This window comes from Enterococcus sp. DIV0800 (genome assembly GCF_050559735.1).
Lineage (GTDB): Bacteria > Bacillota > Bacilli > Lactobacillales > Enterococcaceae > Enterococcus_A > Enterococcus_A devriesei.
This window is the reverse complement of the sequence record NZ_CP187899.1, coordinates 145,595-159,500: the sequence shown is the minus strand read 5'-3', so window position 1 is coordinate 159,500 and position 13,906 is coordinate 145,595. Positions and strand designations below refer to the sequence as shown.

The following is a 13,906-nucleotide window of genomic DNA, read 5'->3' as shown; positions in this document are numbered from 1 at the left end:
CGTTCCCTTCTGAATATCTTCAGAATACAGCGCGCATTTCCCCTTGTCTAATGCCTTTACCATCATACTGCTATAGAGGAAAAGCAGGGTTCACCCCTTTTTCAGTAACTTGCTTTACAAAAGATTCCGTTTACCTTTATGAATGACTATCATCGAAATGCTTACTGTTAGATTATTTAAGATGATTTACGATAAGGTCAAAGCAGAAAGTTTCTCTTTCCATGATTTAAAATGATATATTAGAATCACTTTGAGTTCAGAAAGGAATTTATATGATTTATTTGTTTAGTATTTTGCTAATCCTTTTAGCAGTCAGTCTATTGCTGTTAAAAAGGGATCGAAGGAGTATTCTAGGGGGACTTCTTTTAGGGGTAACCTTACTGCTATCGCTTCTTTTCATTTTTTTCACCAGTCTTTTTATCTTATCGGAACATAACATAATCAATAGTTTTACTACTTTGATTATTGTCTATTTAGTCCTTCCAATTGTTGTTTTAGCCATATGCGTCGGATTAATCTTCAACAGTGGCTTAATGCGGCACAAAGAAGGCAAGAGCCTTGTGGCCAAATTGTCGATTGGATTAGGGTTAAATATTTTAATCGTCTTCCCTTTTACTTTGTATTTGCTTTCGACAACTCGTCAGATTCCATTTTGGATTCTCGGGATTTTATTCTTTTTGTGTATCACTGATTTGCTTTTTGTTTTACTTTTTACTTCTTATCTTGTTTACAGCTGGATTTATCAATCGATTCCAATCAAGGGAGTCATCGACTACATTATCGTTTTAGGTTCTGGCATTCGTTCGGAAGAAGTCTCTCCCCTACTGAAAAGTCGTCTTGATAAGGCCCTCAGTTACTATCACCAATGGGATGAACAGCCTATCTTGGTCGTAAGCGGCGGACAAGGCCCCGATGAACCCATTTCAGAAGCAGCAGCAATGAAAAAGTATTTACTAAGTCAGGGTGTTGCGGCCAACAACATTCTCGTGGAGGACCGCTCAGTCAATACTTATCAAAATATGCTTTATTCTAAAGAACTAATTAAACAGCACGATCCTGCCATAGCTGAGAAAAAAATTATCTTTTCTACTAGTAATTACCATGTATTACGAGCGGCAGGCTTTGCCAAAAGAGTTCATTTGAAAGCAGAAGGTGTTGGCGCCCCGACTGCCTTATATTTTTTACCTAGCGCCTTGATCAGAGAGTTCATCGGATTACTGGTACAATACAAATGGGGAACCCTTTTCTTAGTTTTTCTATGTGCACTCCTCGTCTTTTGGGCGTTCTAATTGATTTTTATAGTATTGGAGAAGCTATGGCCTCAATGTCATAGCTTTTTTCTGCCTAATAATCTTAAAAAAGACCCTCTATGTTTAGAGGGTCTTTAGATGCTACTATTCGTCTGTTAACAATTTTTTAAAGTATTCACGGCTCAATATCAGATAACCTAGAGTAAAAATGCTAGCTAGAATAGCGATCCCAACTAAAGAACTCATTAAAAATGATTGTGTCAGTGTTTTTCGTAATGAGACTAAAATACCCCCGAGTGTCACAATACTCAGCCCCATTGGCACAAAGATCAACAAGCCTAACTCTTGATGAACAATGCGTTTCAATTCTTTTTTAGACAATCCTATTTTTCTCAGTCCTCGGTATTTTTGCTTTTCTAACTCAATCGTTGATTGAAGATAAAAATATAAGATACTGACCGCAGCACTCAAGAAAATGATGCTCAGCATCGAACCGATAAAAGCCAGGAATGATTGATTTTGCAATTCCATATCATAAAGCAAGGTTTTGGACATATGAGAACGAATGCCTGGTTCTGTGGGAATCTCCGCGGATAATTTTTCGATAGCAGCTGATTGTTTTTTCCAGTCCTGGACCTCATAAAAAATACTCTGATTTGCTGGATAAGTCAGGCTCTCGAAGTTTTGATCCGATACGATGAAATAGGCTTGGCTTAATCCATCCGCTAATAATAAGCGATCCACTTGCTTTTTTAAGCTCATTTTCTGCTGTGGAAAAAATTTCGTAATCAAAGTATTATCGACTGGTTCTTTTTGCGAACCCGAAACGCTCACGAATTCATTATTCGTTAGTTTGATTTTTTTTGTGAACCAAAGTCTGTTGTATTCAGAAACTCGTACAAAAGACACGCCCGTCTGCTCATCTGTTTTGTAGGACAATTCGCCGCTATGATACGGGCCAATCTTAGCAAACGTGGTTTGTATTAATGCAAGGTCCTGTGCTTTTTGAGCCTGATCTTTTTCGCTAAAAGAGTTGTATTGGAATGTATAAGGATAAACTGCCTCAGTTTGCCGCTCAGTATTGTAGTATGAGGCGTATAAAATGCTCGTACATAAAAAGACGCCTAACATTAAAACGCTCAATAAGTATATGATTTTACCATGGGATCGGATGCTCGCTCGCATATTCGAGATAAAAAGCATCTGTGTCCCACGGTAATAATCTCGCTTATTCCCCTTGCAGATGATCCGTAAACTTTGTGTAATCAAAAAGTATAAGAAAACCAAGCTCAAAAAAAGCGTCACAATATAATAAAGCATATCCAATTTTTCGACGAACGAAAAATTAACTTTTCCAATAATAAGCATCATCACAGTCAATATGCCGGAAAGAATCAATCGAATAGGAGCAGGTTTACTATTCTGCTCGATCGTATCTTGTGATTTTAACAAAGTAATCGCCTCTTTCTTACTAACAAAAAGAGTCACTACTTTTGATACTACTAAAAACAATACTGTAAAAGCCAAAATAGTCAGGCCGATTGGCAATATGGGAAAATAAAATTCAAATAAACTTACTTGCAGCATTTTTTTGATTACCAGCAGAAACAAAGGAAATAGAATCATCCCTAAAATAAGTGCGGATACGACAGAAAAAATACCAATATAAAAGTTTTCACGAAATACGATTTGATTGATTTGTTTCTGAGAAGCGCCATTAATCATATAAATCGCATAGGTTTTCAATTTTTTCTTAATGAAAGCCAAGATCGAATAGGTGATGAAGAGAAAAGAAAATAAGTAGATAAAGAGACTAGCGATCATCATTGCGATTCCGACTGTACTCCCCGAGGCAACTTCTGCCAATTTAGGATGGAAAGTAACCGCACTAAATAAGAAAAAGATTGTTACGGTAAAGACACTACTTAAATAATAAGACAGATACGTCCATTTATCTCGCAATAGACTACTTTTGATAATTTGATTAAAAGTCACGTTGACCACCACCTAAATAGGTAATCGTATCCATGATCTCTTGATAGAATTTTTTCCGATCATTTTGCTGATGGATCTCGTTAAAAAGTTCGCCATCTTTCATAAAGATCACCCTTTGAGCAAAGCTGGCGACATAGGGGTCATGGGTGACCATTAACATAGCCGTCGACATATTTTGATTGATTGCTGTAAACAAATCCATCACATCGTTGACTGCTTTAGAATCTAAATTTCCCGTTGGTTCATCCGCCAACAATAATCTAGGTTGATGAATAATCGCTCTGGCGATGGCCACTCGCTGTTTTTGTCCCCCAGAGATCTCATACGTTCGCTTATTTAGTAAGGGCGAAATATTTAAAAAATTCGCAACTCTTTTTAAGCGCTGGATCATTGTCGACTGCTTTACATAGTCCAACGTTAAAGGCAATAAGATATTTTCCTTAACAGTCAAGGTGCTAACTAGATTGAAATCTTGAAAAATAAATCCCAGTTCCCGACGTCTAAATTCGGACAAGCCTTGATCATCAAGCTGATACGGGTCTTTACCTGAAACCAAGACTTTCCCAGCTGAGGGCTTGTCAATCGTTGAAATAGCATTTAAAAAAGTCGTTTTTCCACTACCCGAAGGTCCCATCACAGCTACGAATTCTTTTTCTTTTAAGGTAAAGTTGATGCCTTTTAATGCAGAGTAATTGACCTCTCCAGAATAATCTTTTTTTAAATTTGAAACGGTTAATATATTTGTGTTTGACATTTAATTCACGCTCCTTCCTAACAAATATAAAGGACTCGATGAATCCGAACTAGTTTATAAAATGACAGTAAAGTGACTATTTTGTCATCTTTACTGTGGGATTAGCTATTTGTTGATAAGTCAATTGAGAAAGTTGTTTTTCCATTTTGGGAGGAAATACGATATGAATGATTCAAGGTTGTTAAAATCTTTTTTACCATATAGAGGCCGATACCTGTGGCTTCACCAAATTCACGTCCTACCGTTCCAGTATAAAAAAGCTCAAAAATACGTTCTATTTCATTCTCTGGAATCGTTCTGCCTTGATTGGAAATATCTAAGATCCCGATATTGCTGAAAGTAATCTCCACGGTACTTGAAGCATTAGCATACTTAATCGAATTGGAAATAACTTGATAAAGGACCTCTTTCAGCCATTTTCGATCCGAGTATACAAAAGTTGCCGGATCAATCTGCACCTTTGGAAATACTCCCGCTTGAACAAAGTACGTTTTTAACTCATTGACGACTTCTTTTACCAATTCATGCAGCTGGATTTGTTGGATTAGTACATCGGTCAAAAGTTGTGATGATCGATTTAATGATAATAATTGGTTTAAGCTATAATCGATTTTCAACACTTCCGCCTTTAAATCGGCAGAAAAACTAGAAGGTTTATTTTCTAAGGAATCGTTCTCCAACAAAAGATTCATTACAGCCAGCGGCGTTTTGATTTGATGTACACTATTCGAGACAATCAAGTTTTGTACTTCTAAATTCTTCTTTTCTTCTGCTCGTAAGTCTTCCAAATCCAAAAAGTATTTTTCCATCTCTTGTTTGTATCTTTTTTCAATTAATGATTGTGTGTTTCTCAGCCTCACATAATCTTGGTCGCTTTTACGACTCCTTTGTAAATGATTATATAAACCACTTCGCCTCAAATAGCGAATACCCAAGTAAACCAATAATGCTGTCATAGTCAAAAAAATAAAATAGAAATAATGCTTCTCAAAGCCATCTAAATATTCCAATAACCAAGGAAGACCCAGAATGGTCACAATAAAAAAGACTATTAAGCTTACGTGATCCCGAATAAATAATCTCATTTTTTTTGCTCCGATAATTGATAACCTAGCCCTCTGATTACCTTAATTTCTAGTGATGATTCGATTCTAGCCAATTTCTTTCGTAAACGTCCGATATTGACTGTCAAGGTGTTCTCCTCAACGAAATCATTCGTATCCCATAATAAAGTAAATAGCGTTTGTCTTGAAATAACATTGTCCGGCTGTTCAAACATTGCTTTGGCCAAACCCAATTCCCGTAGTGAAAGATGTTCTACTCCTTCCAAGGTGCTGATCTGTGCTTTTGAAGCATCCAATGTCGTGTTCCCAAAAACACTCATCTTTTGTTCTTTATTATCTACATATTCGCCATAGTTTCGTCTTAGTTGGCTTTTTATTTTTGCCAATAAAACCTCTAAGCTAAAGGGTTTGACAATAAAATCATCTGCTCCATTTTCAATTCCGAAGACTTGATCCGTTTCGCTCATTCGAGCAGATAAAATAATGATGGGGCACGTTGACTGCTGTCTGATTTTACGGCACCAATAATATCCATCGAATGCAGGTAAATTGATGTCCATAATTACCAAATGAGGCTTTACCTGATTGAAAGTTTCCATTACAAGCGAAAAGTCCTCAACTTCATAGCAAAGATACCCATACTTTTCTAAATTTTGCTGAACGAGCTGAGAAATTTTTTTCTCATCTTCAATCAATAATATTTTGTACATATTTCTCACCCTCCTTAATTCGATCTTTTATATAGTACACAAAGTGTAACATAAAGGAAAAAAATTCTTTTATGCGAGAAACCCAAATAGCAGATATGACAAATTTGTAAGTAAACTGTCATTCTTACCAGTAATAAGTCATCTTCAAATCACCTATCATGGATAGCAGTTAAGTAATTTAATTATTGAAGCACAGGAGGATTTTATGAAAACATTTAACCGCAATCAATTAAAACTTTTCATGCTATTTTTAATGACCTTGGATCATATTCCAATGTTTGTCTCGGTGGAAATCTCGACTTTCTTTCACTTAGTTTCTCGTTGCGTGGCTGTATTTTTTGGCTACATGGTGGTAGAGGGAATGATCCATACTAAAAATAAATATAACTATACCTTGCGCTTATGGATCTCTGCTTTGATTATGTTGTTGGGCAATACGATACTAAACTTTATTTTTGGTCTATTTTTTAGCTCTACCCGAGAAACTTTATACCTAATTAACAATAATATTTTTCTGACATTAGCCATTGGTGCCACTATTCTATGTTTAGCTGACAGAATAAAACAACAATCAGCTCTTATCGCAAAAGGCTTAATCATTTTAGCAGTCATTCTGCTGCTCTTAGCAGGAAGTCTATTTTCAGAAGGCGGGCTCGTTGTCTTACCCTTTATCTTGATTACCTTTTTAACAAAAAACAAAAAAAAGGCTCGCCTTTATGGCTATCTAATTCTTTCTTTAGTTACCTTTTTCCTTTCAGACTTTCAACCTTTATTACAAGCGCGTGATTTTAGAGACCTACTCTTGATGCTAGGCTATAATTCTTCATGGCTGTTCTTATTGGTCTTACCTATTCTGAAAAGATATGATGGAAAAAAAGTTCAGACCTCAAAGAAACAACAACACTTTTTTTATCTTTACTATCCGCTCCACTTGTGGCTTATTTCTCTAGTCGCTAACTTTATTTTGTAAGCTTTCAATTTTAACATAATAAGATTTGTACCTTATCGCTAGCTGATCACTGTTTAAAAAGATTAAGTAAAACAACAAATAAAAAATGGTGTATCACTGCATTCTTCGACAGTTTGTGATACACCATTTTTTTCACATTTCAATCCTATCTTTCAGTAACGATCATCTTCAACGGTAAATATCAAACTAGGCTTTTTTCAAGTTACACTTTTTGACTTTCAAAAAAGCCCTTCAGGACACAAAAAGACGTATCCTGACAAGCTTCAAAATACGTCTCATCTGCTACAGCTGAGAACCCTAGCTCGATTATTTGAATGCTTGGTTAAAACGATTGATCAACTCTTGAACAGCGGGCGTCTGGATACGTTTTTTCCAGACTAAGACGCAATGGGTCTTGACGGAGGGCTCCAACGGAATAAAGACCGACTCCTCCAATTTACGATCAGCGATCGCCCCTTCGATGGCCAATGCCGCACCGACTTTGTGCTCTACTAACGGTAAAACATTGAAGATCAAGTTGTAATGTCCCACGATATTCAATTGGTCGAAAGCACTGTTTGACCACTCTGCCAATAAGCGCTGTACCTCTGGTCGCCCAGAACACAAGATCGGCAATCCTTTGATATCCGCTGGTTGAATCGTCGCTTGATTAGCGATAAATAACTCTTTTGAAACCAAGAAGCCCCATTTCTCTTCACGAGGCAAAACCAATGTTTCGACTTCTTTCAAAGCAACCGGTTCGATCAACACAGCTAGATCGAGAATCCCCTTTTCCAGTCGATCCGAGATATCGTCGCTGGTTCCAGTCACTAAATTGAATTTGATCTGCGGATAATCACCAATCAGCTCCTCCAGCAGCATCGCCACGGTGTCCGAATTATCTGCCTCAACGCAGCCAATTGAGATCGTACCACCTAATTGTTCTCTTCGTTTTGCAGAAAATACCTGCTCCAGCTTGTCGTCCAACGTTAAAATCTCTTCTGCTCGATCCTTGAGAAAATACCCGTCCTTAGTCAAACTCAGCTGATTTTTCTCACGATGAAACAAGGGCGCGCCGATTCTTTCTTCTAATTCTTTGATCTGACGACTCAAAGTTGGTTGGGTAATATTTAAAATGCGGGCCGCCCGAGAAATATTGCCTTCTTGTGCGACCGCCCAGAAATAGCGTAATAGTCTGATTTCCATCGCGTGCCTCTTTGCTTTTTTCTTTACTATAGCAGTTTTTACGATCAAATACTAAATTGCTCTTTGTTTCAAGAAAGCTTTTTGCTGATCCTGAGTAATAATGTCAACCAACCGAAATTTTTCTTGATCGTATATATACTTGAAGATACAACAATTACCAATTCCCTGTTTTACAGATTCTAATTTCCATTCAGGCTGACTATGTTCATCCCAATAAGCTCTAAATCGGCCGCAAAAAGCGCCGTGCGAAACAGCCAAAAAGATGTCTCCTGGATTTTGGATAAGTGTTTTGCAGGTCTCGACGGCTCGTTTTTGAAAGCTGAACTCAGCTTCTCCTCCATAAGTCACGAAAAAATCTCGATAAGGAAGCGGCGGATTAACGATCTCATTTTCTCCTTCCAACCGGCCAAAATTCCACTCCTTCAGTCCCTTGAGTCGGGTATAAGGTTGATCGGTGATCAACTCTAACGTATCACTGGTTCTTTCAGAGGTGGAGCTGAAACACTGGTCAAAATTGATTGAGTGCCCTTGAAAGTATTTTTGCGTTGTTTTCGCTTGTTCGATTCCCAGATCGGTCAAGGGCGAGTCGCACCAGCCTTGGACCTTCTTTTGTACATTAAATAATGTTTCTCCATGACGAACGAGATAAAGTGTTTTTTCCAATATACTCTCCTCCAACTTTTTTCTTTTATTTAGTCCCGTGCTTCTTTGAACAGTTCAAGAAGACAGCAAAAAGAATGGAAAAATCCATTCTTTTGTCTTACTGCTTATAGAATACAGGTTAAAGTGGACTTGAAGTCAACTGTTTTTTGAGGATTTCGCCATTTGAGGCGATGACTTCTTTGTACCAATTAAAAGATTTTTTCTTCGTTCGCTTCATTGTTCCATTTCCTTGATCATCAAAATCCACATAAATGAAGCATAGCGCTTACTCATTTGTCCCGTACTTGCGGCGATCAGATCAAAACAGCCCAAGTCGTATAGCCTAAAAGCTCGACCCCATACGTAAATCAGGTAATTGGTCACGATTTTCAAGGATAAACTCACCGATTGTTCGTCGTGCATCATTTTGTTTAAATGCCGCCTCTTCAATCCGTTGGAACAAATACATTTCTCGGCATCTCTTCCTTAACCCCGTTCAGCGATCACTTCGTTTGCGTTAGAAAAAAATTTATCTTCGCATTCTTGGATCATCTGATCATAATTATCCAGCTTCTTTTCTAGCCGAGCTACCGTTCCATTAATTAATCGTTGCTTTTCTAACAGCTTTTGATATTCTTCAATCAATATCTTTTTTCGTTCAACTAAAGTATCATCACCGATTTGATAAAGTTCTGAATAACGCGCCAAAGAATCGATAGACAGGCCAGAATCACGCATACACTTGATAAATTCGACCCACTTCACATCCTCATCTTGAAAATCCCGCACCCCTGAACCATTTCTAGTGATTGGTGGGATTAGGCCTTGTTTTTCATAATAACGAATTGTCGCTGGAGTCAGATGAAACCTCTCAGCTACTTCGGAGATGTTCATACATTTCCCTCCTTTTCCAAATTCTTGAAGTTAATTGTCTCTAAACTGAATGTACTGAAATGAAAAACTTACTTAATTCTATCAAGCTTTCAGTTGGATTAACAGCATACTTCTCTCCTAAAAAAGGGAAAGTTGGATAGCTCTACTCCTTTAATTATGACCAATCACTTTATGAGGAATATAAGGTTCTTCTAAATAAAGGACGTCTTCTTGAGTCAATTTGAAATCGACGGCTCCTACTGCTGTCTCGATGTGACTCATTTTTGTTGCTCCAATGACGGGTGCCACAACCGGATTCTTTTGCAGCAGCCAACCTAACGCGATATTTACACGATTCGTGTCGTATTTTACAGCTAATTCGGCCACGCGATCAATGATGAGCTGGTCCTGATCAGCCGTTTCATCATATTTTGCTTTTTGTGCTTCATCGGTGGTGCTGCGTTTCGTAGTATCCGATCGATCACGAATTAATCTTCCTGAAGCCATCGGACTATAAGGCGTTAAAGCAATTTTTTCGGAACGACAATAGGGCAGCATCTCTCTTTCATCTTCACGGTAGATCAGGTTCAAATGATTCTGCATCGAGATAAATTTGGTCCAACCATTTTTTTCAGCAATGTTATTCGCTTTTTGAAATTGATACGCATATATCGCTGAAGCGCCGATATAGCGCGCTTTTCCCGCTTTCACTACATCATTCAATGCTTCCATCGTTTCTTCGATAGGCGTATCGTAATCCCAGCGATGAATAATGTATAGATCCACATAATCCGTCTGCAGCCGTTGGAGACTTTGATCGATCTGTGACATGATGGCTTTTCTCGATAGACCTTGACCATTAGGACCATCAAACATTTTTTGATGAACCTTTGTCGCTAGGACTATTTCGTCTCTTTAGCGTAGTCTTTCAACGCTTTTCCTAAAATTTCTTCGCTCCGCCCTAAAGAATAAACATTTGCGGTATCAAAAAAATTGATTCCTAATTCAAGCGCCCTCTTTATTAAAGGACGGCTTTCCTCTTCCTCAAGCACCCATTTATGAATCCAATTTTTAGGATCACCAAAACTCATTGAGCCAAGACAGATTCTTGAAACATCCAGTCCTGTATTTCCTAGTTTCGCATATTCCAAATCGATCATCCTTTCTTTTTGAAGCTGTTTTCATTACTTAATAGCTTACACCTTAAAGTTCACTTTAAGGCAAGCATTTTTTAACTATCAATCTACAAATAGAAAAGCTAACCCTTTATATAAACTGTCTAAAAAGTCTATTTTAGTTTGTTTGTAACCGTCATTCTCTTTTTTATTCAAGATGGATATCCGAAGTTTTTATAATTTTAGTTACACTCGTTTAATAATTTGTAACATTGACAAATTATTATATCCGCTCTATCTCCTTATATTCAGTAGGTGTCATTCCCATCTCCGCTTTAAAAACTTTCGCAAAGTAATTGCTATTACTAAAGCCAACAGCAGCGGCAGTCTCCGCTACACTTTTTCCTTGCCAGAGAAGCTCTAACGACTTTGATATTCGATATTTTCGCAAGTAAGCCATTGGTGGATAGTGATAGGCCTCTTCAAACACACGGATTAACTTAAAAGTCGAAAGTTTAAATGGCTCTGCCAACATTTCTAAGCTTATATCTTCAGAAAAATGATTTTCTAAATAGTTTTTGATCTCTTTGGCTAACGGATTTTGCTCGACCTTCAGCAGCTGCATCTCTTGTTGTAAAGCCAAGAAAAAATCAAAGGTCAGTCGTGCATTTTCCAATAAAGAAAGGTCTGGCTGAACTTGAAATTGCTCAAACAGTTCTTGCAGCTGCTGATAGAATTTATCAGAGCTTTGTTGAAAGACCTGGCTTGGTGTCGGCAACCATTGACGAATAGTTGGTGAAAATTCAAGATATAAAAAGGACCAATCCGTGCCATAATAAGCAAATTTTCCAGGGGTCTCAGCTAGAAAAAAATCGCCCTTTTGTAACGTTTGCTTCTTTCCACTACTTAAAAAATACCCAGTCCCGGATAAAGTGTATTGCATAATGATTTGATGATCTTTTCGATTACTACTATTCCAGTAATATTCCTCACCACCCTGGCCTTTCCCTAAGCCTTTGATAAAAGGCAGATTTTGATGATCCAAATAATAAAATCGAAGAAAGAAATCTTGCAATTTTTTACCCTCCAGAAAATTATTTTCTCTTGTGACGCTTCTTCTATTCCCTTATGCTTTTAGTATAAAACAGGAGAGGATGAATAACCATGCCTATTTCATTTGATCAAAAGCAACAGTTCTTTCACTTGAAGAATCACGAAATTAGTTATGTAATAGGAATCGAAAAAGGAAAATATCTTACCCATCGCTATTTTGGAAAAACTTTATCCAGCTATCATGGATGCAATGAATTGCAACGAATTGATCGTGGCTTTGCGACTAATCCAATACCAGCGGATCGAACCTTTTCTTTGAACGCTCTTCCGATGGAAACAAGTACCCAAGGCAATGGAGATCATCGAATAGCGAACTATCAGATCCATAATCAAAAAGGCCACAATGTAACTGATTTCCATTTTCAAGATTTTGATATCTATAACGGAAAAAAGGAACTGGCTGGTCTACCTAGTGTCCGTTCAGCCAAGACAACAACCTTAGAAATTCGGCTAGTTGATTCTATCCAACAGTTGGAAATGATTTTGGTTTATAACTTATATGAGGACTTCCCTGTGATTACGCGAAGTGCCCGCTATCGAAACTTAAAAGATGCACCCGTTTATTTAGAAAATGCCGGATCACTAATGCTGGATCTTCCTCGTTGGAATTTTGATCTGATTACTTTAAATGGCGCCCACACAAATGAAGCGACGCTGCATCGGCAAGCTTTACATCCGGGAATCCAGAAAATCGAAAGTTCTCGAGGCACCAGCAGTCCGCAGCATCAACCATTTTTAGCCTTAGCAAATCCAGAAACAAACGAATTTACCGGTGAAGTTTTTGCTTTTCATTTTGTTTATAGCGGAAATTTCACCGCCCAAGTCGAAGTGGAACAATATGGTTCGAGCCGCGTTCAAATCGGGATTCAACCTGAAACCTTCGAATGGAAACTGACACAAGATCACTCCTTTCAAACACCGGAAGTTGTCATGAACTATAGTGAGGATGGCTTCAACGGAATGTCCCAAACTTTTCATCGTTTGTATCAGACATGTTTAATTCCTGAACAATTCAGCCAACAGGAACGACCGATTTTATTAAACACTTGGGAAGCCAATTATTTCGACCTTTCGGCTGAAGCGTTGCTAACCCAAGCACGACAAGCTAAAGAGCTTGGCATCGAGCTTTTTGTGTTGGACGACGGCTGGTTTGGCAAGCGAAATGATGATACCTCTTCTCTTGGAGATTGGTCAGAAAATCGAGAAAAGCTACCGCAAGGTCTCTCAAGCTTAGCACGAGAAATCCGCCAAATGGGCTTGAAATTCGGAATTTGGTTTGAACCGGAAATGGTTTCAAAAGAAAGTGAACTGTTCCGGCAACATCCCGACTGGGCTCTTCACGTTTCCGACTACCCTATGACTGAAGGCCGCAGACAACTCGTCCTCGATCTTAGCCGAAAAGAAGTTCAAGATTATTTGATTGATCAGCTAGGAAAACAGCTAGCTAGCGGTCAAATTGATTATGTGAAATGGGATATGAATCGACATTTGACGGAGGTCGGCAACACTTTACTGCCTGCGGATCAGCAAAAAGAAAGCCATCATCGTTATGTTTTAGGTTTGTACCGCGTAATAAAGACGCTGACGGCTGAATTTCCGACCGTTTTATTTGAAAATTGTTCCAGCGGCGGCGGTCGCTTTGATCCTGGGATGATGGCTTATATGCCGCAAACTTGGACAAGCGACAACTCTGACGCTTTATGTCGAACGAAGATTCAGTATGGCTATAGCTATTTGTATCCGCCAATTATGATGGGCGCCCATGTATCTGACGTCCCGAATCATCAAGTCGGGCGGCTGACTCCCTTTTCTACTAGAGGCTGGATTGCTATGAGCGGAAATTTTGGATATGAATTGGATTTAATGAAACAATCAGCAGACAATCTACGCTTAATGCAAGAGCAAATCAATTTTTACAAAGCGCATCGTCAGCTCTTACAATTCGGTGAATTTTATCGTTTGCAAGCCCCAGATACTCAATTTGCCAGTGCTTGGCTTTTCAAAAACGAACAAGAAGCCTTACTGATTTATTCAAATGGCCTGGCCCAGCCTGCTGTTCCGATTCATTACTTAAAAACGGTCTACCTAGACTCAGACGCTATCTACCAAGACACTGAAAGAGAGAACTGTTACAGCGGTGCCGAATTAAATCAAGCGGGAATTCTGATTCCACGAATAAAACAAGATTTCGAAACCGCCGTTTATCATTGGAAAAAACTCTAAAAAAAAACGCAA

11 protein-coding genes and 3 pseudogenes are annotated in these 13,906 nt (G+C 38.3%); 3 read left to right on the top strand and 11 right to left on the bottom strand.

The features are described 5' to 3' along the window. Positions 1-272: 272 nt before the first annotated feature. Positions 273-1,289: a YdcF family protein gene (locus IGI54_RS12670; RefSeq protein ID WP_430621841.1), complete on the top strand. Its 1,017-nt coding sequence runs from the start codon at positions 273-275 to the stop codon at positions 1,287-1,289. 105 nt (positions 1,290-1,394) lie between these two features. Here IGI54_RS12670 and IGI54_RS12665 read toward each other — a convergent pair whose 3' ends face one another. From IGI54_RS12665 to IGI54_RS12650, 4 genes are all read right to left on the bottom strand, one after another. Continuing rightward, positions 1,395-3,245 (bottom strand): ABC transporter permease, encoded by a 1,851-nt coding sequence (locus tag IGI54_RS12665; RefSeq protein ID WP_430621840.1) that lies wholly within the window; start codon positions 3,243-3,245, stop codon positions 1,395-1,397. After that, positions 3,235-3,999 carry an ABC transporter ATP-binding protein gene (locus IGI54_RS12660; protein ID WP_430621839.1) on the bottom strand — a complete coding sequence of 255 codons (765 nt, stop codon included), beginning with the start codon at positions 3,997-3,999 and terminating at the stop codon, positions 3,235-3,237. Before IGI54_RS12660 ends, IGI54_RS12665 begins: the two co-directional genes overlap by 11 nt. Positions 4,000-4,100: 101 nt before the next feature. Next, positions 4,101-5,084 (bottom strand): sensor histidine kinase, encoded by a 984-nt coding sequence (locus IGI54_RS12655; RefSeq protein WP_430621838.1) that lies wholly within the window; start codon positions 5,082-5,084, stop codon positions 4,101-4,103. After that, positions 5,081-5,773 (bottom strand): response regulator transcription factor, encoded by a 693-nt coding sequence (locus IGI54_RS12650; protein ID WP_216430111.1) that lies wholly within the window; start codon positions 5,771-5,773, stop codon positions 5,081-5,083. The genes IGI54_RS12655 and IGI54_RS12650 overlap by 4 nt, the downstream gene beginning before the upstream one ends. A gap of 205 nt (positions 5,774-5,978) precedes the next feature. Between IGI54_RS12650 and IGI54_RS12645 the strand changes: the two genes are divergently transcribed. Next, positions 5,979-6,743, top strand: coding sequence for a TraX family protein (locus IGI54_RS12645; protein ID WP_430621837.1), 765 nt, complete (start codon positions 5,979-5,981; stop codon positions 6,741-6,743). Positions 6,744-7,049: 306 nt separating this feature from the next. On the opposite strand, the gene IGI54_RS12640 is transcribed toward IGI54_RS12645, so the two are convergent. From IGI54_RS12640 to IGI54_RS12610, 7 genes and pseudogenes are all read right to left on the bottom strand, one after another. Further along, complete coding sequence (locus IGI54_RS12640) at positions 7,050-7,928, bottom strand: LysR family transcriptional regulator (protein ID WP_216430115.1); 879 nt, start codon at positions 7,926-7,928, stop codon at positions 7,050-7,052. A 51-nt stretch (positions 7,929-7,979) separates the two neighbouring features. Beyond that, positions 7,980-8,591, bottom strand: coding sequence for a histidine phosphatase family protein (locus IGI54_RS12635; RefSeq protein ID WP_430621836.1), 612 nt, complete (start codon positions 8,589-8,591; stop codon positions 7,980-7,982). A gap of 118 nt (positions 8,592-8,709) precedes the next feature. After that, a pseudogene (locus IGI54_RS12630) lies at positions 8,710-8,929 on the bottom strand (family 1 glycosylhydrolase); the annotation flags it as partial. Further along, positions 8,929-9,039 (bottom strand): annotated as a pseudogene (locus tag IGI54_RS12625) (MurR/RpiR family transcriptional regulator); the annotation flags it as partial. The pseudogenes IGI54_RS12630 and IGI54_RS12625, both read right to left, overlap by 1 nt. A 17-nt stretch (positions 9,040-9,056) precedes the next feature. Then, complete coding sequence (locus IGI54_RS12620; RefSeq protein ID WP_430621835.1) at positions 9,057-9,464, bottom strand: MerR family transcriptional regulator; 408 nt, start codon at positions 9,462-9,464, stop codon at positions 9,057-9,059. Positions 9,465-9,614: 150 nt separating this feature from the next. After that, a pseudogene (locus IGI54_RS12615) lies at positions 9,615-10,594 on the bottom strand (aldo/keto reductase). Between the two features lie 247 nt (positions 10,595-10,841). Continuing rightward, complete coding sequence (locus tag IGI54_RS12610) at positions 10,842-11,633, bottom strand: helix-turn-helix domain-containing protein (protein ID WP_430621834.1); 792 nt, start codon at positions 11,631-11,633, stop codon at positions 10,842-10,844. Between the two features lie 89 nt (positions 11,634-11,722). Here IGI54_RS12610 and IGI54_RS12605 point away from each other — a divergent pair, with 89 nt between their 5' ends. Then, positions 11,723-13,894 carry an alpha-galactosidase gene (locus IGI54_RS12605; protein WP_430621833.1) on the top strand — a complete coding sequence of 724 codons (2,172 nt, stop codon included), beginning with the start codon at positions 11,723-11,725 and terminating at the stop codon, positions 13,892-13,894. Positions 13,895-13,906: the final 12 nt, after the last annotated feature.